The organism is Emticicia sp. CRIBPO (genome assembly GCF_009905725.1).
In the GTDB taxonomy this organism is placed as follows: Bacteria; Bacteroidota; Bacteroidia; order Cytophagales; family Spirosomataceae; genus Leadbetterella.
In genome coordinates, this window is sequence record NZ_JAAAKV010000005.1 from 161,315 (window position 1) to 186,591 (window position 25,277).

The window sequence follows — 25,277 nt, forward strand, 5'->3', positions numbered from 1 at the left end:
TGAAATAATTTCTTTCTGTCATTTCTCAACCTTAATTATAATCATGAAAAAACTCTTACTAACAGGGCTGTTGCTCTGGCAATTTGTTTCGTTTGCCCAAACCCCCGCCGAAAATTATCCTCAGGACCCCGCTTCTATTGAACAGGCTGGTGTTCCGAAAGGAGAGATTCTCAAGTTTACGTTTGAAAATTCGAAAATTTTCCCGGGTACCTGGAGAGAATACTGGGTGTATGTTCCGGCTCAGTATAAACCCGAAAAGCCGGCGTGTGTCTATGTGAATCAGGATGGAATCCAGTGGCAGGCACCAACTGTTTTTGATAACCTCATTCATGCCAAGGAAATGCCTGTAACCATCGGTGTCTTTGTGATGCACGGAAGGGTTAAGGCGGCAGACCCTGAAAAAGCACTCGACAGGTTTAACAGGAGTTTTGAATATGACGGATTGGGTGATGCCTATGCCAGGTTTATTCTGGAAGAGATTTTGCCGGAAGTAGAAAAACAAAAGACAACAGACGGGCGGCCTATTAATTTATCAACGAATGCAAACGACCGGGCCATCGGAGGCTCAAGCAGCGGAGCAGTATGTGCGTTTACGGCGGCCTGGGAGCGGCCTGACGCTTTTTCAAGGGTCTTCAGTGCTATCGGGACCTATGTGGGCCTGAGAGGGGCGGATCATTATCCTACGTTGGTAAGAAAATATGAACCGAAACCTCTTCGCCTCTTTTTACAGGATGGAACAAATGATCTGAATATTTATGCCGGTGATTGGTGGAAAGCCAACGAACTGATGGAACGGGCCTTGATCTTTTCAGGGTATGAAGTAAAACATGTATGGGGAGAGGGCGGACACAATGGAAAACATGGGACGGCGGTTTTTCCGGAAGCCATGAGGTTTCTCTGGAAGGACTATCCCAAGCCTGTTGGCCTAGGGAAAACCAAAAATCCTTTTTTAAATGACATCCTGATAGACAAACAGGGGTGGGAGCTGGTAGGGGAAGGCTATTCATTTACAGAAGGTACGGCGGTAAATGCCTCAGGGGAAGTCTTTTATCAGGATATTCCGAATTCGAAAACCTATAAAGTCAGCGTCGACGGGAAACTGACAGTGTTGGATCTTGATGCAAAAAAAGCCAGCGGAACGGCATTTGATGATAAAGGAAGAAGATACACTGTGGCCGGAGGTACTAAACAGATTTTAAGATATGATGCCTCAGGAGAAACCGTTTTAGCCGATAACCAGACAGGAAATGACATTGCTGTGGCAAAAAACGGGAATGTTTATATTACCTCGCCTGACGGCAGAGAAAAGCTCGGAAGATTATTCTTAATAAAACCTGATGGAACAAAAACCGAGCTGGATGAAGAAATAAAATTCCCCAACGGCCTGACACTATCTCCGGACCAGACCCAGCTTTATGTGACAGAATCTACCTCTCACTGGGTTTGGGCGTATCAGGTTCTGCCCGACGGAAGGCTGGCACATAAACAGAAATTCGGGTGGCTGCATGTCAGGGATGTAGACGAGAATGCCTGGTCTGACGGGCTTAAATGTGACCGGGACGGAAGAATTTATGTAACCACTTTGACGGGAATCCAGGTTCTGGATCAGACCGGACGTGTCAATGCTATTCTTCCTGTTCCCAAAACAAAAGGGCAGGTGTCCAATCTTTGTTTCGGAGGACCGGATTTTGATGTCATGTACATTACGGTTGCGGACAAAGTTTACAGAAGGAAAGTAAAGGTAAAAGGGGCTAATTCATTTGAAAATCCGGTAAAACCCGCAGCCCCCAGGTTATAAGCAAAAAGCCCGCTGACTTTCATGGTCAGCGGGCTTTTTTTATCTGCAATTCTTATTTCTTGTTGAAATCCCCGGCATAGATAATGGCCAGTTTGTCAAGGCTTAGGTACTTTTTCAGAATAGTGTTGACATCACTCACATTCAGGGCTTTAACCTTTGTTTCAAGATCGGTAAAGTCATCCAGTGAATTGCCGTTATAAAGCACACCGTTGACCAGATTGATCAGGAAGTTATCAGCTCCCAGATTGGTTTTTCTGCCAACCAGCCAGCTGTTTACATTGGTTTTAAGCTCTTCAGCGGTGAAGCCTGCAGTTAATGCTTTCTGAATTTCATCCTTCAGAGCAACGTCCACTTTTTCCTGAACAGTAGGATTGAAAAACGCATAGGCCGTCCAAACAGAAGCATCGTTGTCATAAGGAATATTGATAAAAGAGCCTGCTCCATAACTGATACCTTCTTTCTCTCTCAATCTTGTAGGAATCCTTGCTGTCAGGAATCCACCGCTTCCCAGCATTTCATCCGCAATGGTCATGGCAGGATAGTCAGGGTGTTTTCTGTCCAGTTTGAAAGTTGTGGCGGCCACAACTCCGGCATTTTCTTTATCCGGTGTAATGACCTTCTCAGATCCGGCTTTGGTAGCAAAATATTGAGGAGCCACCTTTTCATATGGCGTTTTGGCTGTCCAGCTTCCGAAGGTGCTGCCTACAAGTTTATCTACATCTGCCTGGCTTACATCTCCTACTATGGTGCCGTAACCGTGGTTGCCACCGAGAATATTGATATAGAAATCTACGACCTGCTGTCTTGTAACGGCATTAAGACTTACAATCTGTTCATCCGGGGAAGGGGTGTACAAAATATGATCTTTCGGATAATCACTGGTTTTACGGTTGATCTGCGTAAATACGATATTCTGAGGATCATTTTTATACGATTCGATACCTGTCCTTTTTTCGGTGATGGTTTTATTGAATTCGTTATCCGGGAAAACAGACTCCGTAATAAGGTCTTTAAGCAAAGTCATTGTAGAAGGAAGGAATTCTTGATAAGTAGACACGCCGATGATCATAGTCTGACCTGAAAAACCGAAGCTGATCTGGGATTTGGTCTGATCCAGTTTATCCTGGATCTGCTCTTTCGTCTGAGTTTTGGTTCCTGCTTTCATCAGTGATGCCATTACAGAGGCCACCTCACTTTTGTTGGACAATGCTTTCAGGTTTCCGACGGGGATTCTGAATTGTGCCACCACTTTCTTGCCTTTGATACCTTTTTTAAGGAAGGCATATTTAAAGCCTGATGCAAGGGTATTGATTTTCAGGTTTTTCTTCACGTTGTCAATACTGGCCTCAAATGCAGCAGCATCTTCTTCCACCGCTTTGCCTTTATACGTACTTGTCAGTTTCTCAATATCGGCATCACTTACCTCAGCTGATCTGGTTCTGTCCCCGTCTTTTACCGGGATAAACACTCCGTAGGTTCTGTTACTTGGTTTGAAGTAATTTTCAGCAACTCTTTTGATGTCGGCGACGGTTAGTTTTTCAACCGCATCGCGATACAAAAACGCAAGGCGGTAATCCCCCGAACCAATGATCTCGGTTAAATTGATGGTCAGGCCTATGGTGTTATTTTTGATATTTTCAATGCCTTTCAATAGTTTTGATTTGGCTCTGTTCACATCCTGCTCGGTATAACTGGTCGTAGCAATTTTATCCAGTTCAGTCAGGAATGTTTTGCGGGCTTCATCCAGGCTTTTGTCTTTAGGAACTTCAACGCTCAGATACAGGAACCCGGCATCACGGACATTTGGTTGCCATGAATACATACTCGAGGCTTTTTGTCCGTCAATGAGGGCTTTATAAAGGTAACCAGACGGATTGGAAGTCAGGATTTCAGCAAGTGCATCAATCGCCGCAAAGTCTTTGTCGGCATAAGGGGCGGTATGATATGCTGCAGCTACGATCTGAACGTCTCCGTTTCTTTTCAGTTCAACATATCTTTCGCCATCCTGAGGAGGTTCTACGGTATAGGTTTTTTCCAATACCCTCGCTGGTCTTGGAATGACTGAGAAATATTGTCCGATGTATTCCAGGATTTTTTTCTCATCAAATTTTCCACCCACAATCAGGGTGGCATTATCCGGCTGATAATATTTCTGATAGAATACTTTGAGACGGTCGGCTTTAACCCTTTCTATGTCTTCTTTAGAACCGATAGTGCTGTTGCCGTAGTTGTGCCACAAATAAGCTGTGGAAATGATTCTTTCGTTCAAAACACCATCCGGATTATTTTCACCGATTTCGAACTCATTTCTTACTACCGAAAACTCTTTGTCAAGGTCTGACTGAAGAATGGTGGCATTGATCATCCTGTCGGCTTCCATTTCAAGACTCCATCTCAGGTTTTCTTCGTTTGAAGGGAAAACCTCGTAATAATTGGTACGGTCAAACCATGTTGTTCCATTGGCATTGCCCCCTTTCTCGGAAAGCATTTTTTTGATATCACCCAGGTTTTTTGTGCTTTTGAAAAGCATGTGCTCCAAAAGGTGGGCCATTCCTTTTTCTCCGTAACCCTCATGTCTTGAACCGACATTGTAAACAATATTGACCACCACATTGCTTTGGCTTGGATCTGGTATGAGAAGTACTTTCAAGCCATTTTTAAGCTTGTATTCCTTAATGCCTTCAACGGAGGTTACAAATTCCGGAGACTCTTTTTTTACAGCCGGCTTGGCGGCCGGAGCTGGCTTTTTGGTCTGTGCCCCGGCGAATACCGGACCCAGAATGATTAATGTAAACAGAAATAGTTTTTTCATATCAATGTTATTTTTTTGGCCCAAACGTAATCATAAAAAAAATCAAATGCAAGGACATAAACACGAGTGGTAAACCTGTATAACAAGCTATTTGACAAGCATACGGGGCGTTTTTTGAAAATAGCCCTGACAATATTCATGTTACCTTTTGAAGATAAAACGGTCTAAAGGATAATATACAAACTTTAAAATCACATATCATGCAAAATTATCTTTCTACATGGCTTGAAATGGCTGCCGGCTACGCTCCCAAGGTTCTGCAAGCTATTATTACTTTGATCATAGGGTTCTGGATAGCCAACAGGCTGTCTGGGATGGTTTCAAAAATTCTCGGAAAAAGGAAGGTCGACCCTACGGTAATCCCGTTTCTGGTCTCCATTGTTTCCGTATTGTTCAAGGTACTTGTTCTGATCAGCGTTGCGGGCATTTTCGGTATTGAGACCACCTCATTTGTCGCAATTCTGGCATCTGCCGGGCTTGCAGTTGGTCTGGCCTTGCAGGGAAGCCTCGGACACTTTGCCAGCGGGGTTTTAATCCTGACTTTCAGGCCCTATAAGACCGGCGACCTGGTTACCATCGGTGGATTTACCGGTGAAGTGGAGCAGATCCAGGTTTTTAATACCGTGCTGAGAACCCCGGACAACAAAAGAATTATCGTACCGAACGGAGTTGTCACTTCCGGCCCGGTAACCAACATTTCGGGTCAGGGTACCATCAGGGTGGACATGCAGTTTTCGGTTTCTTCATCTGAAAGTATAGACAAAGTCAGGGAAGTTATCAGGGAAGTATCGTCATCCAGCGGGTTTGTGCTGACCGAGCCTGCAACGGATATCCTGGTGAACGGGCAGGAAACAGGCGTCATCAAATTTGATGTAAGACCCTGGTGCAAAAGCGAACATTACTGGGATACTTATTATGAAATGCAGGAAAATATTAAAAGACAGTTTGAATTAAAAGGAGTAAAGCCTCCTAAACCCGCCATGGACCTTGCCGTTACCAACGGCTGATCTTCAGGGCGGGGATTTTTGATGAATGAATACCACTTTTGTTTGATGTCTGTGTGTCAATGAGTTATGAATCTCTCTTTTTCAGAGCAAGGAACACTTTTTTAAGGTTGATACTTAGATTATTCACCTAAAGTGCAGAGAGATGGCAAAGTATTCAAAAAAAGCGTCTGAAAAGGTAGAGAAAGCCGTGCACGAAATGAAAGAAGGCGATCTTAAAACCGGAACAGGGAAGAAAGTTACTTCCAGAAAACAAGCCATTGCAATAGGCTTGTCGCAAGCGAGAAAGGCCGGGGCAAAGGTGCCCAAAGAGAAGGCTTGAAAACGATAAGAGAGGCTGTAAGCCTCTTTTTTTGTTTCGGAAATACCCGCTCCCCGAAATTAACGGGGCGTTTAATAAAAAGGAAGTACAAGTTAGTTCCAATAAAATAATCTTTTGCATGAACGGGCATTAATCACTTTTTTTGTAGCTTTGGCTGGAGAGATACTTATTTCACGAAATCCTGCCATAGAAAATTTATTCAACCTTAAAAAAGCAAATTAATGTCTCAAAAGAAACAGAGCCTTGGCTATATCATCGGGGCTTCATCCGTAGGAACACTCATTGAATGGTATGACTTTTATATTTTCGGAAGCCTGGCTACCATACTCGCCAGCAAATTTTTTCCCACAGACGACCCGACTGCCGGGTTTCTGAATACCTTAGCCACTTTTGCTGCAGGTTTTGTCGTCAGGCCATTCGGGGCATTGTTTTTCGGCCGGCTCGGCGATCTGATCGGCAGGAAATACACATTTATGGTCACCCTTATGCTGATGGGTGGGGCTACTTTTATGATCGGGCTTATCCCTGGTTATGAGACTATCGGGGCACTGGCTCCTATCCTGGTTTTGATTCTGCGGCTTTTGCAGGGACTTGCCCTTGGTGGCGAATATGGTGGGGCGGCAACCTATGTGGCAGAACATTCCCCTGCCGAAAGAAGAGGTTTCTGGACTTCCTGGATTCAAACCACTGCCACGGTCGGCCTTTTTGTTTCACTGGCGGTGATTATGCTGACCAAAAGCATGATGAGCAAAGAAACCTTTGACGACTGGGGGTGGAGGGTGCCTTTCTGGGTGTCTATCATCATGGTGTTTGTTTCTTTCCTGATACGTAGAAATATGTCGGAATCTCCCCTCTTCGAAAAAGCTAAAGCGGAAGGAAAAACGTCTGCGAATCCGTTGAAAGAGTCGTTTGCCAATAAACTGAATTTTAAATTCGTACTGCTCGCACTTTTCGGGGCTACCATGGGCCAGGGGGTCGTGTGGTATACCGGGCAGTTTTACGCACAGAATTTCCTGCTGAAAACCTGTAACCTGGATGACATCCAGGCCAACAGCATCATGATGTGGGCCCTGATCCTGGGAACGCCGCTTTTTGTAGCATTTGGAGCTTTGTCTGATAAAATCGGCAGAAAAGGGATCATGCTAACCGGCATGTTGCTGGCTGTGATATGTTACCGCCCCATTTTTGACACCATTTATAACACGGTGGATGTCAGCCACAAAGAAATTGTTGCAGGTTCCGGACTTCCAGATGTCAAAAAAGAATTGGTTGCAGGAAGTTCCTCGGATTCGTTGATTGTGACCACCACGCAGAAGTCTTTTACGGATGGATCGAAATATCTGGAGGTAAAAAAGGAAACGATTTCAGAAAGTAAAATCATTCATTCAGAAGTAAAAAAGACCATCTGGATCAATAGTTCTGATAAATGGACGCTTATCGGCCTGGTTTTCTGCCTGATTGTTTTCGTGACGATGGCTTACGGACCTATTGCGGCTTTCCTGGTGGAAATGTTCCCGACAAAAATCAGGTATTCGTCTATGTCGCTGCCATACCACATCGGAAATGGTGTTTTTGGTGGTCTGATGCCTGCGATCGCCACTTTTCTGGCGACACAGGCGAATGAAGCCAATAAGAAAGCAGAGGAATTAGGACAGGCTGCCGTTTTTGCAAAGCCTTATTTACAAGGATTATATTATCCGATGATTATCGCCGGGATCTGTTTTGTGATCGGCCTGATTTACATTGACGGTAAAGACAGAAGTATAGAAGATTAACATTAAAAATATGAATGCGATTAAAAAAATATTAGGTGTTTTATGGATACTGATCGGCTTGTATGCCGGTTATTATCTGATCATTAATCAGGCCGTGCCGCTTTGGAAATCGGGAGGCAATGATCTTGTTCCGGCCATCATTTACAGCTTTATCCTGGCCCCGATCATTACGTTGGGAATGTCTGTATTTGGATTATATGCCATACAGGGGGAATTTTCGGCTAAAGAAAATGAATAATACAGTAAAGGAGTAATGATATCGTTCGGAGCCGAGGAAATTATCCTTCAAAATCCTCTGTGGAAAAGCAAAAGGCTGGGATTGATGACCAATCATGCAGCTGTCACTTCTCATGGGAAACCGGTGAGGCAAGCCCTGGTTGAAGCAGGGTTTAACCTCACAAAGCTCTTTGCTCCGGAACATGGCTTGTTTACCACCGGAGCAGACGGAGCATTTATGGAGGACGATACGGATGAACTGACTGGCTTGCCGGTTATCAGTCTTTATGGTCAGAAACTGGGACCTTCAACCGTCGATCTTCAGGATCTTGACATGGTTCTTTTTGATATTCCGGACATCGGCACCCGCTTTTATACTTATTTGTGGACGATGACACACGTCCTTGAATCCTGTGGCAGAGCCGGCATTCCTCTCGTGATATTCGACAGACCCAATCCAATTTCCGGCGTAATGGACCTGGCGGAAGGCCCGGGTTTGGATGAGGACCACTGTTCCAGCTTTATTGGCCGCTGGGATATCCCGCTCAGGCATAGCTGTACCATGGGCGAGCTTGCTTTTTATTTTAATGATAAAAAACAGATCAATGCAGAGCTTAAAGTAGCCAGGTGCAAGGGCTGGACAAGAGAAATGTTTCATCCTGACTGGGGGACTGATTTTGTGCCGGCCTCCCCGGCTATGAGAAGTTTTACCACAGCATTGTTATATCCCGGAACAGGGCTGCTTGAAGCCACCAATATCAGTGAAGGAAGGGGTACAGATTCCGCATTCGTAAAATCGGGAGCTCCCTGGATAGATCCGGAATTGCTTTCTGAAAAACTAAAACAGCACCTTATTGGTATGCATTTCAGGCAAACTGAATTTATACCGGAAGAAAGCAAATATGCGGGGGAGCTGTGCCGTGGAATAGAGTTCATTCCGGAAGGGAATGATGAAGTAAAAGCAGTATTCAACGGATTGATATTTATCAGGTGTATTAAAGATCTGTTTCCCGCTCATTTTGAGTGGAGACCATATCCTACGAATGTCAATCCAACCGGGAAACAACATCTTGATAAATTATTGGGTATATTTGATAGTGAAAAGTTGTTTGAATTGCCTTTTGAAGACTTTGTTGCAAGCATCTGCGAACTTACCCAAACCAATCGCTGGAAAGAGGATGTAAAACCCTATTTGCTTTATTGACCATGAAAGAGGATCTCTTTAATCATTTTGCACAATACATAAAGCTTAGCGATAAGCTTAAAGATGAACTGAGCAACAGGGTGACGTTCCAGAGTTTCAGGAGAGGAGAAATGGTTCATGATGCCGACCAGATTTGTACCACCAGTTATTTTGTTACGAAAGGGTTGCTGCGGACCTACTTTTTAAAGGACGGTAAAGAAATATGCGAGTACTTCAGTGCTGAAAATGAATGGGTGAATTCTCCGAGAAGTTTTATGCAGAGGAAAAAAGACATCTATTATATTGATACCCTGGAGCCTACAGAGGCTTTTTGTTTAAATGTAAATGACCTGGTCTATTTATTTGAGCATTTTCCTGAAATGGAACGCTACTCAAGACTTTCCATGGGACATTTATTCGGCCACCTTATTGAACGCATCACTTCTTTGAGATTCACAACCGCCAGAGAAAAATACGACCACTTCTGTATCGTTTACCGGGATATCTATAACCGTCTGCCGCTGGGAATGATTGCCTCTTATCTCGGAATCGCCCAGGAAACACTCAGCCGGATCCGGTCTGAAAAGTAATTTTTCTGGATGTTGTCTTTTAATTAAAAATGAAGTTCACAGATTAAAAGAGCTATTTTTGAGAACATTAAGATGACAAAGCGAAACATTCAAAATATACAATGAGATTCACAGTGCTTTTCCTCCTGGTTTTTAGTTTATTTTCCTGCGGCGATAAAGATCAGAAACCTACTGACCAGCTTCAAAACGGCACCTGGAAAGCCGCTATGAAAGATGGTAACCCCTCCAGCAATCCTACAGGTTCGTCGTCAGTAGTTTATTATGCGTGGGATTTATGTCAGCAGGATGATATTTATACCTTTAAAAATGGGAAACGGTATATTGATAAAGGAGTTGTGAGCTGTGGCATAGCCGAGCAGGCGTCTGAAGTAAATTATCAATACAATCCGCAAAATCAAAAGCTGGTCATTGGAGAAACCAGTTTTGATGTAGCTGAACTGAATGAGAACCGCCTGAAATATTATGTCAAAACACCTGGTCCGGGAGGCTCTTCCTTTTTGATTTTTATTTTTGAGAAGAAGTGATGCAGTCAATTTTTTCTGCTGAAATACTGTCATTGGAAAAAACACGGTTGTTTTTTGAAAACCCGGTGAATTTAATGCCGGATTCTTAAGCCCAAAACATTCTCTCCCAAACCCTGCCCATCATCCAAAGCTTTTTTTTACCTTTGCCATCGGATTAAACGCTTTGTCAACTTCATTACCTAACAGCAGCTCCGATGATGACTCATTCTCTGAAACTGAAAAAACCTGTGGCTTTTATTGACCTCGAAACTACGGGCATCAATGTGTCACGCGACAGAATCGTTGAGATTTGTATTGCCAAAGCGAAAATCGACGGGACTGTAGAGGTAAAGACGAAAAGGATAAATCCGGAAATGCCCATTCCCCTTGAGTCAAGTCTTATCCATGGTATTTATGACGAAGACGTAAAAGATGAGCCGACTTTCAGACAGGTAGCCAAATCGATGGCCCAGTTTCTTGAAGGTTGCGATCTTGCCGGTTTCAATAGCAACCGCTTTGATGTACCCATGCTCGTTGAAGAGTTTTTAAGGGTTGATACCAGCATATTTGAGGTTAAAAACCGTAAACTGATAGATGCACAAAGGATTTTCCATATGATGGAACCCCGTACCTTGTCGGCCGCCTATAAATTCTATTGTAATAAATCGCTTGAAAACGCCCACAGTGCGGAAGCCGATACCCTGGCAACCCTGGAAGTGCTTTGTGCCCAGGTGGAAAAGTACGAGGGTGTTAAACTCAAAAACGAGGCAGGAGAAGAATACGAGCCGATTAAAAATGACATGGAAACCCTTCATGGTCTTACTTCCAGCCAGATTGTCGACTTTGCCCAAAGAATGGCCGTCAATAAGAGCGGAGAAATCGTTTTCAATTTTGGAAAAAATGCCGGTAAAAAAGTCACCGACGTGTTGAAAAAAGAGCCTCAGTATTATGACTGGATCATTAATAATGATTTTCCGCTCGACACCAAAAGAAAACTGACCGAGATCAAGCTCAAGATGATGAATGAGAAATAAGGTGGTTTAATTCCGGAGGTCTTGCCGTTTTTAGCCTCCTGATATGTAATTTAAAATGTTTCTAAGGAATAATTAGTTTAAATCTCTTAATTTTGCCAAAATTTCATTTTTACAAGAATGTTTCAAAACGCTGTCATGTCAGAAATACCGGAGGTAATTAAGCAAATTCCCCTGATAAACTATGTGCTGCTGGCCACTATGCTCTTTATTATCGGGATAGTTGGTGTGCTCATACGTCGCAATGCGATCATTGTTTTTATGTCAATTGAGCTTATGCTTAACGCTGTCAATGTCCTTTTGATAGCTTTTTCGGCTTACAGGTCTGATCCGCACGGACAGGTTTTTGTATTTTTCATCATGGCCGTGGCTGCTGCTGAGGTTGCTGTTGGTTTGGCCATCATTGTGATGATCTATCGTAACATCAGGACCATAGACATCAGTTTACTAGATAAATTAAGAGGATAAAACTTCATACTTACCGAAATCAAAATAATTCGTTTTAGTTATGTCAATACTTACTCTAATTCCCCTTTTTCCGCTGATTGGTTTTCTGATTAATGGATTAGGGTTTAGAAAAATACCGAAAAGCCTTGTAGCCCCGATTGGTATAGGTGCTTCCCTGCTTTCATTTATTGCGGTAGTGATCGTTTATTTGAATTTCAAAGAAAATCCGCATGTCATTGTTGAGCAGGTTTTTGACTGGTTTGTTGTCGGCGACTTTAAAGTAAGCCTTTCTTTCCAGCTGGATCAGCTTTCAATCATCATGTTGTTTATCATCACCGGTGTCGGAACTTTGATTCACCTGTATTCTGCCGGATACATGAGCCATGATGAAGGTTATGGAAAATTCTTCGCCTATCTGAATCTCTTCCTTTTTGCCATGCTTTTATTGGTAATGGGTTCCAATTACCTGGTTATGTTCATCGGATGGGAAGGCGTGGGACTTTGTTCTTACCTGCTGATCGGATTCTGGAACAAGAACCCTGACTACGGCAACGCTGCCCGTAAGGCATTTATCATGAACCGTGTCGGTGACCTTGGATTCCTGATCGGTATTTTCCTTATTATTCAGAATTTCGGAACGTTAGAATACCTTGAAGTTTTCGAAAAAGCCAAATCTTTCGAGTCAGGAAGCGGTATCATAGTGGCCATTACTGTGTTCCTTTTTGTAGGAGCTATGGGTAAATCAGCTCAGATTCCGTTGTTTACCTGGTTACCAGATGCGATGGCGGGTCCGACCCCGGTTTCAGCCCTGATTCACGCCGCTACCATGGTTACCTCGGGTATTTATATGATTGTCAGATCTAATGTATTGTTTACATTGGCTCCTGCCACGCTTGAATTTGTCGCCTGGATAGGATTGGCAACGGCTTTACTCGGTGCTACCATCGGTTTGTTTCAGAATGATATTAAGAAAGTACTGGCTTATTCAACAGTATCTCAGTTAGGTTATATGTTTTTGGGCCTCGGTGTAATGGCCTATACTTCGGGATTCTTCCATGTGATCACCCACGCTTTCTTTAAAGCCCTTTTGTTCCTTGGTGCGGGTAGCGTCATTCACGCTATGAGCAACGAACAGGACATCAGGAAAATGGGAGGTCTTTGGTCAAAAATAAAGATCACCGCCATTACCTTCCTGATAGGTACTATCGCGATATCGGGTATTCCTCCTTTTGCCGGATTTTTCTCTAAAGATGAAATATTTGCTCATGTGTATACCCACAGCAAACTGATGTGGGCACTGGCTCTGTTAGGTTCTTTCATGACAGCATTTTATATGTTCAGATTGTTTTTCCTGACCTTTACCGGTAGTTTCAGAGGAACAGACGACCAGGAACATCACCTGCACGAATCGCCTTCCAGCATGACCATTCCCCTGATAGTCCTTGCTGTACTTTCGATAGTGGGTGGTTTTATCGGTTTCCCTGAAGTATTCCATTTACCTCATGGTTTAGCGACCTTCCTTGAACCGGTTTACGAAGGATCGAAAGCTGTTCTTCCGACTTTCGGAGAAGTGCATCTGGATCACAACACCGAGTGGCTTCTTATGGGAGTATCTGTGGCAGTGGCGGCAGCGGCCATTTTACTGGCTTATTCTATTTATGGAAGAGGAAAAGGAATTCCTGCAGAAGACAGCGAGATCGGCGGACTGAAAAATGTGGTTTATCAGAAATATTACATCGACGAAATCTATACGGCGATTTTCATCAAACCGGTGTTGGCCTTTTCGTCCTTTCTGGGAAATATTTTTGATACTAAAATATTAGACGGCCTGGTTGATGGTGTAGGAAAACTGGTCAACTGGTTAAGTAAGTATGTCAGAAGAATCCAGACCGGAAGTATTGCATTCTATTTATTCTTGATGACATTTTGTATTGTTTTAATACTGGCTTTCAATCTGTATCCCTTTTTAATGGAAGCAGCAGCGAAACCGGAAATTCAAATACCGGGAAAATAATTTATTTATTCAAAATTAGCAAACTGCTTATATGATAACGCTTTTACTGATTTTATTGCCTTTGATCGGAGCATTCTTATTACTTTTTTTAAAGGGCAGGCCTCAGAGTTTTACTAAAAATGTAGCCCTCGTTCTGGCCCTGTCGGAGTTTTTGATATTTATCTATGCGGCTTGTGGTTTTGCCAAAAACAAAGGCCAGCTTCTTTTTTCTGCCGATTGGGTGAAAGAACTGGGAATTAAGTTTCAGGTAAACCTGGATGGCATCAGCCTGCTGATGGTCGGACTTACTTCATTCCTGATACCCTTGGTTATCCTTTCATCTTACAGGGTCGCTTACAAAAACGCCTCAGTATTATATGCACTGATCCTGTTTACACAATCGGCTTTGGTCGGTGTTTTTGCAGCAGACGATATCTTCTTGTTTTATTTTTGCTTTGAAGCGGCTTTGATTCCTGTTTATTTCCTTGCTACCTACTGGGGCGGGGAAAGAGGTCCGAAGATCACATTCAAAATGTTTGTTTACACCATGTTTGGAAGTTTACTGATGCTGGTGGCTTTTGTTACATTATATATGAGAGGACAAACTGCCGACATTGCGGCCCTTAAACAAACGGCAGTGCTTTTACCTCCGGCTCTTCAGCATCTTTTATTCGGAGCTTTTTTTATAGCATTTGCGATTAAAATGCCCGTTTTTCCTTTTCATACCTGGCAACCGGATGCTTATACAGAATCACCGACACCTGCTACCATGCTTTTGTCAGGGTTGCTTTCAAAAATGGGCGTATTCGGTTTAATCAGAATACTTCTTCCATTGTCTCCTGCAGGATTTAAAGATTATGCTACCATAGCTATAGTACTTTCTCTGATTGGTCTTGTGTACGGTTCGATCATTGCGATCAGACAAAATAACATCAAGCGGATGATTGCTTATTCGTCTTTCGCTCACATGGGTCTGATGTCTGCGGGTGTATTTACCGGAAACCTTTCAGGAATTCAGGGAGCCATTTTGCAGATGCTTGCTCACGGGATCAATGCTGTCGGTTTATTTTTTATACTTAAGATCATATATGACAGAACCGGGAGGAGAGACCTTCCTTCTTTAGGCGGGATTACTCAGAAAGCACCTGTTTTGTCTGTATTATTTATGATCATCCTTTTGGGTAGTGTGGCTTTACCGCTTACCAACGGCTTTATCGGTGAGTTCCTGTTATTGAAAGGTGTTTTTGATTTCAATCCTTATTTCGGAGCATTTGCCGGTCTGACCATCATTTTGGGAGCTGTGTATATGTTAAGGCTGATGCAGAGATCTATGTTTGGGAATATTACCCATAACACAGAGAACTTCACGGACCTTAAAACCAGTGAAGTCCTGGTGCTGGCTCCGATCGCAGCAGCGGTGATCCTGATGGGTGTTTTTCCAAACTTTTTCCTGAAAATTAGTGAGCCGGTTGTTCTCAACCTGCTTCAGTTAGCTAAATAAAAAGAACATTAAATTTTCTGAAAGGGCTTTTCCTTAGGAGAATCAAGATAAATTTTAATCTTTATGTATCCAATTGTTATACTGTCAATAACAGGTTTAATTACATTATTTTTAGGATTCTTAAAGTCCCGGAAAATTCTATTGCCTGCCACCATCCTTTTTCTGCTGATTGCGGTGGCTGCCGGTTTTCTGGATTGGAATAAACCGGGTTTGTATTTTAATGCCATGATTGACATTAATAATACTTCCATCATTTTCGGAGCCATCATCCTGATCACGGCAATATTGATATTGCCTCTGTCAGCAGGGCGTTTTGATGACGAAACAGCCCATCCGGCTGAGTATTACGCCATCATGCAAATGTCGCTTGTGGGAGCCATCATCATGGTGAGTTTTCAAAATCTGATCATGCTTTTTGTAGGTATTGAAATACTCTCTGTGGCTTTGTATGTTCTTACAGGAAGCGACAAAAGGAATCTGAGAGGAAATGAGGCGGCATTGAAATACTTTTTAATGGGGTCTTTTGCTACCGGTATTCTTTTGTTTGGTATAGCGATGTATTACGGAGCTACAGGCTCATTCAATATATCAGCTTCAATGGCCCTGATTAAAAGCAGCCATGAAGGTAAAATATTTTTCTGGATCGGTATATTTTTTATGCTGATAGGCTTGCTCTTTAAGGTTTCGGCTGCTCCCTTCCACTTCTGGACAGCGGACGTTTACGAAGGAGCTCCCACGTTCTTCACCACCTTTATGGCAACTGTCGTGAAAACGGCCGGTTTTTATGCCATTTTTAAACTGATCAGCGTGTCTTTCTCTTCTGAATTTGCAGTCTGGTCAAATCTCATTATCGGAGCCATTGTATTAAGTCTTTCTATAGGAAACATTTCAGCCGTTTATCAGAGCAGCTTTAAAAGACTGCTTGCGTTCTCCAGTATTTCGCAGGCAGGTTATATGTTATTAAGTGTGATCGGAATGAGTAACCAGTCGGAAGAATCCCTGGCGTTTTATTCTGTCAGCTACTCCCTGGCTTCTATCTCTGCTTTCGGGGTACTGATGGTAGTTTCGAAAAATACGCTTGAAAACGGCAGACCGAATGAATCTATTTCGGTATTCAACGGCCTTTTAAAGAAAAGCCCTTTCCTGGCTGTTATTTTAAGTATCTCATTGTTCTCGTTATCCGGGATTCCTCTGACGGCCGGTTTCTGGGGTAAGTTTTTCGTGTTTTCAGATGCGGCTTACAGAAACCTTACCTGGCTGCTTGTTTTTGCGGTGATCATGTCTGCTGTGGGTATATATTACTATTTCAAACCAATCATTGCAGCCTTATTTAAGGATACAGAAAACAGCAATACGATTGAAATTTATCCGGCCGTTAAGGTTTGTTTATTCCTTACCACACTTGGGACCATCATTTTCGGCTTATTCCCTAATCTTGTCAGAAGTTTCTTCTAAGCCTCAGGGATAAGCCCTCATATAAATAGCCAGGAAAATCAATCGGTTTCCTGGCTATTTTGTTTTCAGGCGTTTCCGGCCATACAGTGGGGCTATGCATGGATAAACCATAACAAGCTTAAAGCTCTTTTAGATATTCTTAAGGCAGAAACGGAACTTATTTATGATGAAATTAAGGTCAGAAAGGCTTAAAATAGGATAATTCCCATTTTTTAGACCATTTTTAAATGATTTTTAAAGAAATTTTAATTTATTTTTAAGAAAACTTGCATCTATTCTTAAAATTCCCTTAAATTTGAACTGTATTTGTAACAATAAACAAATTTAAAGAAATGAAAAAAGTATTTGCAATCTTATTCGTAGCCGGAATGGCAACTTTCGCAGCTTGTACATCAGCTGAAACTACTGAAGCTACTGAGTCTGCTGACACTCTAGCTGCTGCTCCAGAAGTTGATACTACTGTTGCTCCAGTTGACACTACAGCTGCTGCTGACACTACTAAAAAATAATTTTTAATTATTTTTTTGAAAGAGCCTTGTCTTACCGATGAGGCTTTTTTGTTGTTATATACTTCACCAGATACCGATTGCTGATTCTTTCCGGAAATAAAATTCGATTCCTTTAGAGAATTGATTATTTTTGAATTTAACTTTTGATAATGCTCAACAGAACCCAGGTCCCCGAATTCTTTTCATCCCAAAGTGTAAATCTTAAATCCATACAGAAACAGGTTTTAAGTAACGGAATAGAACTTTACCTGCTACCCGCGGAAAACCTTGAAGTCTTTAAGATTGAATTGGTTTTTGATGCAGGATCGCTTTATGGGAGTAAATTCGGACAGTCATTCTTCACCTCTAAACTGATGCTGGGCGGGACCAGCCGTATGTCTGCTCACCAGGTGCTGGAGTATTTTGATCAATATGGCGGGTTTGTGGAGGTTTCTCAAAACCAGGAGAGGCTTTATGTTATTTTACATGGTCTTACCACACATTTTGAAAGATACCTGGAGCTGATCGCAGAGCTGATTGATGACTCTGTCTTCCCCCAGGAGGAGCTTTCTACCCAGAAGAGTATCAACCTGCAGTCTTTTAAGGTTAATAAAGAGAAAACGGCTTTTCTGGGCAGTATGGAGATCAGGAAACTGATCTTCGGAGATCATTATTTCGGAAAATCACTTGATACAGATGAAATCAATGCTGTTGAAAGGCAGGATATTGTTGATTTTTACGGCAGCCAGGTGTCCGGGCAGTTGTTTAAGATATTCTTCTCAGGGAATTTTACAGAGCAGAATATCCTTTCGATTTCAAAAACATTGGGGACGAAGAGCCTTTCAAAAAATACACAGGTAATCTCATCTGAAATACCAGGGGCTTATACCCCCGAATCAAAAGTAGTGGTTAAAGAAGAAGCCCTGCAGTCTTCAATCAGGATCGGTCAGAGGATGTTTAACAGGAAGCACTCTGACTTCTATAAATTTGTGGTTCTTAATACGATCCTGGGAGGGTATTTCGGAAGCAGGCTGATGAAAAACATCAGGGAAGAAAAAGGCTTTACCTACGGCATATCTTCATCGCTGGTTCCATTGGTAGATACCGGTTATTTTATCATCGGCACAGATGTAAAAGCAGAAAATACACAGGAAACTATAGACGAGATTCATAAAGAGATCAGGGAACTTCAAATCAACCCGGTTACAGAAGAAGAACTGGGTCTTGTTAAAAACTACATGGCGGGATCGCTGATCGGAGGAATAAACACGCCTTTTGAAGTAATGGACAAGCACAAAGCCATTATTTTCGAAGGACTGGACGGGAACTTCTACGCTGACTTTATTCCCAGGATACAAGCTGTAACGTCCGAAGACTTGCTTGAGGCCGCCAATGTGCACCTCAGACTGGAAAACCTCTCACAGGTGGTAGTAGGAAGCCTTTAAGCGGTCAGGAAGGGGTGTTTTTGTTTTCGGCGGGTCTTCTTTTCTTAAAGTTCTTCTTTTGCTTGTTAAATACCTTCTTCTTTACATCTCCGCGGTTCTTAGACGGGTCGTATTCCGGCCCTTTGCCCAGTGATTCTGGGATTTCAAGCTTCGGTATGTCTTTGCCTATCAGGCTTTCAATCCTGAAGAATTTACGCTGGTCTTTTTCGTTGATAAAAGTAATGGCAGTGCCCTGGCTTTCAGCTCTGGCTGTTCTCCCGATCCTGTGAATATAATCCTCCGGGTCAGACGGAGTGTCATAATTAATGACCAGATCTATGCCTTCCACATCAATCCCTCTCGAAAGAATATCCGTTCCGATCAGAATTCTTGTTTTCTTGCTTTTAAACCCGATCATGATTTTTTCACGTTCCGACTGGTCAAGGTCTGAATGGAAACCTTTCACTTCAAAATCCTGGTAAACCAGTTCTTTTTCGAGGGTTTTAACATTTTCTTTGGTTGAAGCGAAGACAATGATACTTTTGAAGTCGGGGTTACTGAGGATGTTTTTGAGGAGATTTTTCTTCTGGTTTTCGTAAACCACGTAGGCTTGCTGATTAATGCCCTCTGCAGGTTTGGAAATCGCTATGTTGACTTGTTTAGGATCTGTCAGGATTTTTGAGGCCAGCTTCCGGATATTGGGTGGCATCGTGGCAGAGAAAAGAATGGTCTGCCTTTTGGCCGGAAGATAGCTGATGATTTTCAGGATATCGTTGAAAAAACCCATATCCAGCATCCTGTCGGCTTCATCCAGGACCAGGTGCTGAAGATCATTGAATTTGATCTGGCCAGAATTCAGCAAGGCAATAAGGCGGCCTGGTGTGGCAATCACCAGTTCAGCTCCCTGTTCAAGGGCCCTTTTTTGCTGAACAAAAGTTTCACCGTCTCCACCTCCGTAAACCGGGATAGAGCTTACACCCAGAAAATAGCTCAATCCTTCCACTTGCTGATCAATCTGCAGGGCCAGTTCCCTGGTAGGGGCAATGATAAGCGTATTTAAATGTCTTTTATCAGAACTGAAAATCTTATGTAATATCGGTAACACAAAGGCGGCGGTTTTGCCTGTTCCGGTTTGAGCACAAGCTATTAAATCCTGGTTATCCAGAATGAGAGGGATGGCTTGCTCTTGAATGGGGGTAGGTTTTTCGAAACCCATGGCGTCCAGACCATCGAGTAGTTCAGGGACAAAACTAAAATCTTTAAATGTCAAAGGGAAATCTGTTAAGTTTAATATTTATATAAAAATACGACAAAAAAACCCTTTCGTTGCCAATTTTAGAGAAAATAGTTTTTGAACCGGTTAATTTCGGATAAGAAATCCTTATTATGAGCGTTTTGTCTGAAATTTGAAAAATCTAGCAAAATTATCCGTAATTTTGTATATTCTTTCAAAATCCGATTTTGAAAAGTATTACTGAAACCTGATTCTGAAATGTCAATAAAAATACAAAACCTTACCAAAGTTTACGGGCAGCAAAAAGCCTTAAATAACATAGGTTTTGAGATCAGCAAAGGAGAGATTGTAGGTTTTCTGGGGCCCAATGGTGCCGGAAAATCCACCACCATGAAGATATTGTCCGGCTATCTTAAGCCGACCGGAGGCACAGCGACGCTTAATGGCGTGGACGTAGATACAGAATCAAAAGAGATAAAGAAGCACATAGGGTATCTGCCGGAACACAATCCGCTTTATCTCGATATGTACGTGGAAGAGTTTCTGAATTTTGTGGGATCGCTGTATGGTTTCAGTAAATCGCAGCTGAAAGAACGGACTGAAGAAATCATTAAAAAAGTAGGCTTAGGCCCTGAAAAGCACAAAAAGATAGCTCAGCTGTCAAAAGGATACCGCCAGAGGGTCGGATTGGCCCAGGCTTTGATTCATAATCCTGCTGTGTTGATTCTGGATGAGCCGACTACCGGACTGGACCCGAACCAGCTGGTTGAGATCAGGGAACTGATCAAACAGGTCGGGAAAGACAAAACGGTCATTCTCAGCACGCATATTATGCAGGAGGTAGAGGCTATCTGTGATCGTGTGATCATCATCAACCACGGAGAAATAGTGGCAGATGCCGCATTAAGTGAAATAAAAAAAGAAGGAAACTCGCTCGAAGCTATTTTCAGGAAACTGACTTCGGCTTGATTTAAACAGAATAAAGCAATGGATATTTTTGTAGGAAGCATACCTTTCAAACTTACAGAAGCTGGCCTCAAAGAGATATTTGAGAAATATGGCGAGGTCAGTGCGGTTAAAATCATCATTGACAAAGCCACCAGGCAAAACAAGGGGTTTGGTTTTGTGACCATGCCCGATGAAGCCAGGGCCAAAGCAGCTATCAAAGCCCTTAACAATTCGGAACTTGATGGCCGTAAAATAGTGGTAAGTGTGTCTGAAAAGACCGGCGATAACAAAAAACAAAAAGAAAAAAAAGCTCCACCAAGAGACTGGTATAAAGGCAAAGGCGGGAAAAACGACGTTATAACCTGGGGATAATTTAACCAAAAAACATTTTTATGCGGTTTGAAGACTACAGGATTTCCCCATTTATCAAGCAGAGCCTCGCGGAACTGGGCTTTAAACGCCCGACAGATATTCAATACAAGGCCATCCCGTCTATTCTGAAGAGAGAAGATGTGCTGGCCATCGCTCAGACAGGTACAGGCAAGACCGCAGCCTTTGCCATTCCTGTTATTAACCTGATCAACGAACAGAAAAAATCTGTAAAACCGGAAGGAATAAGGGCGGTAGTTATGGCTCCGACGCATGAACTGGCCATTCAGATTTCCGAAGCTTTTCAGCAATTCGGGAAATATACCAAAGTCAAAACCTTTGCTATTTTCGGAGGCACAGAACAGGACCCGCAGATTGCAAGACTGATCAAAGGGGTCGATGTGCTGGTGGCTACACCGGGCCGGCTTTTTGACCTCAGGAGCCAGGGTTTTATCGACCTTTCTACTGTTGAAGTACTTATTCTCGACGAAGCCGATCACATGCTTGATCTGGGTTTTATAAAAGACATCGAAGACCTGATCCGCTATCTTCCTAAAAACAGGCAGACGCTTTTCTTCTCTGCGACCATCAATGAAAAGATCAAGAAACTGGCCTATTCACTGGTTAAAAACGCCATAAGAATACAGATTTCGCCGGATGACCCCGTTTCCAAGAACATCACCCATGCCGTTACTTTTATCGGGATGGATGATAAGAGGTTTTTCCTGGAGCGTATCATCAAAGAGAATCCGGACAGCAAAATGGTCGTTTTTGTAAGGACCAAAGTCCGTGCAGACCGGGTCGTTAGTGCCATGGAGCGAGTGGGCATCAAGGCGATGGCGATACACAGCGGCAAGGAACATAAGGAAAGAAAGCTGGTGATGGACAGCCTGAAATCAGGGGAGTTGAAAATACTGGTGGCTACAGATGTCAGTGCCAGGGGGATAGATATTCCCAACGTGGATTTTGTTATCAATTATGATATACCGGAAGAGCCGGAAAATTACGTCCACAGGATCGGCCGTACCGGCAGGGGAATGCAAAAGGGCCAGGCTCTTTCATTCTGCAGCACAGAAGAGCAGGTTTTGCTGTCAGAAATAGAAAAATACATGGGTAAGTCTATAGAAAGGCTTGAAATTTCTAAAGAAGCGTATGATGAAACGCTCATCTTTACGGATGAAGAGAATCATACCTGGAAAGACGTCTTCAAAGAAATTGAGATGGCCGAAAACTACAAGCCCAAAAAGAAGAAAAAGAAGTAGTTCATCAGCGGAGCAAGAATATAACGATCATTCAGATCTGTTTTTCCTTCCTCCTTCCTCCGTTTTCCAGCTATCAGGCATAAACATTAAGAGCGGCAGCCACTTCTCTCACTCCTGCATGAACCATATTGCAAAGGTGCGTTTCCACGTTTTCTGCAAAGCCTTTCAGCTCGAGTAAATCTGCTCCCCAAAGTTCTTTATTGGAAAGCACAGCACTGACAACCTCATTGAAAGAGTGATTGGTCCAGACTTCACTGAAATAAGCGGCAGCATCACAGTTGACCGGATAAGAAACACCATTGGATTCACCATAATATTTACCGTCTTCTCCTTTCGTAGATTTCATAAAAAGGATATAAGCCGCAAAACAACGGGCGAAGTACTGAGGAACGGTTTCAAATACCTGGTAATAGTTGAGAAGCAAAGGAATGGCCCTCATTCTCATTTTCATGGTATACTGGAAGGTGATGCTGATCCAGTGGTGCTTCAGGAACGGATTTCTGAAGCGGTCGATCACCTCACGGCCGTATCTCTGGGTAGTTTTGGTTTCAAGATGCAGAGGGATTGACGGCCCGAGTTCTGTCAGCATCAGAATCGTGATGTATTTCTCCATCATTTCGTCATTGATCATATCTTTGACAGTCTCAAAACCAGATAAAAACGCCATGCCGCACAGCAAAGTATGAGGGGCATTCAGCAAACGGAGTTTAAGCTCTCTGTATTTTTCAATATTTTTTTCGATTTTGACACCAAGGTCTACCTCATAAAACGAAAGAATGTCTTTCACGTGTTCATCTCCTTCAATGGCCCACAGCCTGTAAGCTTCGGCAATAGTGAGTAGGGAGTCTTCATAACCCAGTTTTTCGTAAAGTTGGGTAAGTTCTTCGCCTCTTGGTTTGCCCGGTACTATCCGGTCAACCAAAGAGCTGCAAAACTTCACTTTTTCGTTAAGCCATTGAGTAAATCCGGCTTCGAGACCATTGGCTTCCACATGTTTTAATACCAGATCTTTTAACACAGGACCATTGTCCACAATCAGTTCGGTGGGAATAACGACCACTTCAACCTGATTTTTTTGGTAACGGTTATACAGCCAGGCGGTAAGTTTGCCCGGAAAAGATACCGGGGGAGTCGCAAGAATACTTTCTGCATGGTATTGAAGCCCTACCTCGGTGGTATTGGAAATGACAATTTTCAGTTCTTCGTTTTCGGCCGTCCTGAGGATCTCTTCCCATTCCTGCTGGGCAGATAAGACACGGCTGATACACTGGATAACATGGTCTTCTTCTACAGTAGCTCCTTTTTCAAGGCCTCTGACGCATACTGTATAAAGATTATCCTGGTTTTTAAACTCATCTGTCTCTCCCGAAGTAGACTTTACGATCACAACGCTACCATTAAAAATCCCTTTTTTATTGGCCTTGTCAATGAAAAAATCACACAATCCTCTTAAAAGAACACCGGTGCCAAATTGCAGGACTTTTTCAGTTAGTGGAGGTTTTTCAGAGATTCCAATGGTATTTGCGGTCAAAAGCATAGTTTTTTTGGTTAAGAGAGATAAAAATCAAAATTAGGGGAAAATGTTGGGCTAATCTACTTAATTTCCGTCTAAAACTTGCATTTTTTTGATGGGAATTATATTTAATCCAAGGGAACGATCTCCTCGTTTTGAACTTAAAACAAATATGGATTTAAAAAACAGATCAAAAACTTGTAGATGTTATGCAAGCATACTATTTTTGTTTTAAGAGGGATTGCTCATCAATACTCAGTATCAAAATAATCAATCGGAATATGGAATATAAAGTACCAACTATGGCAGAAATGGCCATGAACGGAGAAGAACCTGAAATTTTATTCTGGGTGGGCTGTGCCGGTTCCTTTGATGACCGGTATAAAAAAGTTACTGTGGCATTTGTGAAAATACTGAATAAGATAGGGGTGAAGTTTGCGGTTCTGGGAACGGAAGAAGCCTGTACGGGTGATCCTGCCAGAAGAGCGGGCAATGAATTTACATTTCAGATGCTGGCTCAGCAGAATATACAGGTGCTGAACGGTTACGGGGTGAAAAAAATCGTGACAGCCTGCCCTCATTGTTTTAATACCCTGAAGAACGAATATCCAGAACTGGGAGGAAATTATGAGGTCATACACCATTCTCAGTACCTGCAGCAACTGATTGATAATGGCCAGCTCAAAGTGGAAGGAGGGTCTTTCAAAGGACAAAAAATAGTTTATCATGACTCCTGCTACCTGGGAAGGGCTAATAACATTTATGAAGCTCCCCGCGATATGATCAGGGCTCTTGATGCTGAGTTGGTCGAGATGAAAAAATGTAAGACCAACGGCCTGTGTTGCGGTGCCGGCGGGGGACAGATGTTTAAAGAACCTGAAAAAGGTAAAAAAGATGTCAATATCCAACGGATCGAGGATGCTTTACAGACCGGGGCAGGGACTATTGCTGTAGCGTGTCCGTTTTGTATGGTCATGATGTCTGATGGCGTCAAAAATAAGGAAAAAGAACACGAAGTAAAGGTTTATGACCTGGCCGAGTTGCTGCTGACTTCTATGAATTAAAGCGTATCGAATCGAGGATTTTTATAGCTAAAGCACCCGGATCACCCGGGTGCTTTTTCGTTTTTTTACAATCTCAGCCGCCTTCTTTCCTCTAACTTTGTTTCATCAATAACGGAAGACCTTATGACGTCCGCCGCTATCTGATGGGTTTATTTATCAAATTAAAAAAACAAACAAAATGGAAAGGCAAACAACATTCGACAAAGCAGCGTACAAGCCTTTGGTATTCAAATCGTACAAAATCCTTAAAAAAGCAGTAAAATATATTTTTTACCTGGCCATTATTTATTTTGCTTACGAGGGTTTTATGGCCTGGGAATAAAATCAGCGGGGCTGGTTTGAATC

At 42.7% G+C, this 25,277-nt stretch carries 23 protein-coding genes; 20 read left to right on the plus strand and 3 right to left on the minus strand.

The window, feature by feature from the left end:
• Window positions 1-43: 43 nt before the first annotated feature.
• A complete protein-coding gene (locus GVN16_RS11840; protein ID WP_166564111.1) occupies window positions 44-1,798 on the plus strand; it encodes an SMP-30/gluconolactonase/LRE family protein in 1,755 nt (584 codons plus the stop codon).
• 52 nt (window positions 1,799-1,850) lie between these two features.
• On the opposite strand, the gene GVN16_RS11845 is transcribed toward GVN16_RS11840, so the two are convergent.
• Complete coding sequence (locus GVN16_RS11845) at window positions 1,851-4,610, minus strand: pitrilysin family protein (protein WP_166564112.1); 2,760 nt, start codon at window positions 4,608-4,610, stop codon at window positions 1,851-1,853.
• 200 nt (window positions 4,611-4,810) lie between these two features.
• Here GVN16_RS11845 and GVN16_RS11850 point away from each other — a divergent pair, with 200 nt between their 5' ends.
• From GVN16_RS11850 to GVN16_RS11915, 14 genes are all read left to right on the plus strand, one after another.
• A complete protein-coding gene (locus GVN16_RS11850; protein WP_166564113.1) occupies window positions 4,811-5,617 on the plus strand; it encodes a mechanosensitive ion channel family protein in 807 nt (268 codons plus the stop codon).
• A gap of 142 nt (window positions 5,618-5,759) precedes the next feature.
• The gene (locus GVN16_RS11855; RefSeq protein WP_166564114.1) at window positions 5,760-5,936 is read left to right on the plus strand and encodes a DUF6496 domain-containing protein; all 177 of its coding nucleotides are present in this window, start codon (window positions 5,760-5,762) and stop codon (window positions 5,934-5,936) included.
• 221 nt (window positions 5,937-6,157) lie between these two features.
• On the plus strand, window positions 6,158-7,711 hold the full coding sequence (locus GVN16_RS11860) for an MFS transporter (RefSeq protein ID WP_166564115.1): 1,554 nt from the start codon (window positions 6,158-6,160) through the stop codon (window positions 7,709-7,711).
• 10 nt (window positions 7,712-7,721) lie between these two features.
• Complete coding sequence (locus GVN16_RS11865; protein WP_166564116.1) at window positions 7,722-7,949, plus strand: DUF6814 family protein; 228 nt, start codon at window positions 7,722-7,724, stop codon at window positions 7,947-7,949.
• A gap of 15 nt (window positions 7,950-7,964) precedes the next feature.
• Window positions 7,965-9,131 (plus strand): exo-beta-N-acetylmuramidase NamZ domain-containing protein, encoded by a 1,167-nt coding sequence (locus tag GVN16_RS11870; RefSeq protein ID WP_166564117.1) that lies wholly within the window; start codon window positions 7,965-7,967, stop codon window positions 9,129-9,131.
• Window positions 9,132-9,133: 2 nt separating this feature from the next.
• Window positions 9,134-9,700, plus strand: coding sequence for a Crp/Fnr family transcriptional regulator (locus GVN16_RS11875; protein ID WP_166564118.1), 567 nt, complete (start codon window positions 9,134-9,136; stop codon window positions 9,698-9,700).
• Between the two features lie 101 nt (window positions 9,701-9,801).
• Window positions 9,802-10,224, plus strand: a complete 423-nt coding sequence (locus GVN16_RS11880; RefSeq protein WP_166564119.1) for a hypothetical protein — start codon at window positions 9,802-9,804, stop codon at window positions 10,222-10,224.
• A gap of 197 nt (window positions 10,225-10,421) precedes the next feature.
• Window positions 10,422-11,237, plus strand: coding sequence for a 3'-5' exonuclease (locus tag GVN16_RS11885; RefSeq protein WP_166564363.1), 816 nt, complete (start codon window positions 10,422-10,424; stop codon window positions 11,235-11,237).
• A gap of 135 nt (window positions 11,238-11,372) precedes the next feature.
• Window positions 11,373-11,702 carry an NADH-quinone oxidoreductase subunit NuoK gene (gene nuoK, locus GVN16_RS11890; protein WP_166564120.1) on the plus strand — a complete coding sequence of 110 codons (330 nt, stop codon included), beginning with the start codon at window positions 11,373-11,375 and terminating at the stop codon, window positions 11,700-11,702.
• Window positions 11,703-11,742: 40 nt separating this feature from the next.
• On the plus strand, window positions 11,743-13,695 hold the full coding sequence (gene nuoL, locus GVN16_RS11895; RefSeq protein WP_166564121.1) for an NADH-quinone oxidoreductase subunit L: 1,953 nt from the start codon (window positions 11,743-11,745) through the stop codon (window positions 13,693-13,695).
• Between the two features lie 31 nt (window positions 13,696-13,726).
• Window positions 13,727-15,175 carry a NuoM family protein gene (locus GVN16_RS11900; RefSeq protein WP_166564122.1) on the plus strand — a complete coding sequence of 483 codons (1,449 nt, stop codon included), beginning with the start codon at window positions 13,727-13,729 and terminating at the stop codon, window positions 15,173-15,175.
• 63 nt (window positions 15,176-15,238) lie between these two features.
• The gene (locus GVN16_RS11905) at window positions 15,239-16,630 is read left to right on the plus strand and encodes an NADH-quinone oxidoreductase subunit N (RefSeq protein ID WP_166564123.1); all 1,392 of its coding nucleotides are present in this window, start codon (window positions 15,239-15,241) and stop codon (window positions 16,628-16,630) included.
• A 332-nt stretch (window positions 16,631-16,962) separates the two neighbouring features.
• Window positions 16,963-17,139: a hypothetical protein gene (locus tag GVN16_RS11910; protein ID WP_166564124.1), complete on the plus strand. Its 177-nt coding sequence runs from the start codon at window positions 16,963-16,965 to the stop codon at window positions 17,137-17,139.
• Window positions 17,140-17,288: 149 nt separating this feature from the next.
• Window positions 17,289-18,563, plus strand: a complete 1,275-nt coding sequence (locus GVN16_RS11915; protein WP_166564125.1) for a pitrilysin family protein — start codon at window positions 17,289-17,291, stop codon at window positions 18,561-18,563.
• Window positions 18,564-18,567: 4 nt separating this feature from the next.
• Here GVN16_RS11915 and GVN16_RS11920 read toward each other — a convergent pair whose 3' ends face one another.
• Window positions 18,568-19,812, minus strand: a complete 1,245-nt coding sequence (locus GVN16_RS11920) for a DEAD/DEAH box helicase (RefSeq protein WP_229244140.1) — start codon at window positions 19,810-19,812, stop codon at window positions 18,568-18,570.
• A gap of 222 nt (window positions 19,813-20,034) precedes the next feature.
• On the opposite strand from GVN16_RS11920, the gene GVN16_RS11925 reads away from it, so the two are divergent.
• From GVN16_RS11925 to GVN16_RS11935, 3 genes are read left to right on the plus strand one after another with little or no spacing between them, the layout of a single operon-like run.
• Window positions 20,035-20,745 carry an ATP-binding cassette domain-containing protein gene (locus GVN16_RS11925; protein ID WP_166564126.1) on the plus strand — a complete coding sequence of 237 codons (711 nt, stop codon included), beginning with the start codon at window positions 20,035-20,037 and terminating at the stop codon, window positions 20,743-20,745.
• Between the two features lie 18 nt (window positions 20,746-20,763).
• Window positions 20,764-21,096: an RNA-binding protein gene (locus GVN16_RS11930; RefSeq protein ID WP_166564127.1), complete on the plus strand. Its 333-nt coding sequence runs from the start codon at window positions 20,764-20,766 to the stop codon at window positions 21,094-21,096.
• A 20-nt stretch (window positions 21,097-21,116) separates the two neighbouring features.
• Window positions 21,117-22,355, plus strand: a complete 1,239-nt coding sequence (locus GVN16_RS11935) for a DEAD/DEAH box helicase (protein ID WP_166564128.1) — start codon at window positions 21,117-21,119, stop codon at window positions 22,353-22,355.
• A gap of 73 nt (window positions 22,356-22,428) precedes the next feature.
• Here GVN16_RS11935 and GVN16_RS11940 read toward each other — a convergent pair whose 3' ends face one another.
• Window positions 22,429-23,892 carry a tagaturonate reductase gene (locus tag GVN16_RS11940; RefSeq protein WP_166564129.1) on the minus strand — a complete coding sequence of 488 codons (1,464 nt, stop codon included), beginning with the start codon at window positions 23,890-23,892 and terminating at the stop codon, window positions 22,429-22,431.
• 257 nt (window positions 23,893-24,149) lie between these two features.
• On the opposite strand from GVN16_RS11940, the gene GVN16_RS11945 reads away from it, so the two are divergent.
• Window positions 24,150-24,932, plus strand: a complete 783-nt coding sequence (locus tag GVN16_RS11945) for a (Fe-S)-binding protein (protein ID WP_166564130.1) — start codon at window positions 24,150-24,152, stop codon at window positions 24,930-24,932.
• A gap of 178 nt (window positions 24,933-25,110) precedes the next feature.
• The gene (locus tag GVN16_RS11950; RefSeq protein WP_166564131.1) at window positions 25,111-25,254 is read left to right on the plus strand and encodes a hypothetical protein; all 144 of its coding nucleotides are present in this window, start codon (window positions 25,111-25,113) and stop codon (window positions 25,252-25,254) included.
• Window positions 25,255-25,277 lie beyond the last annotated feature (23 nt).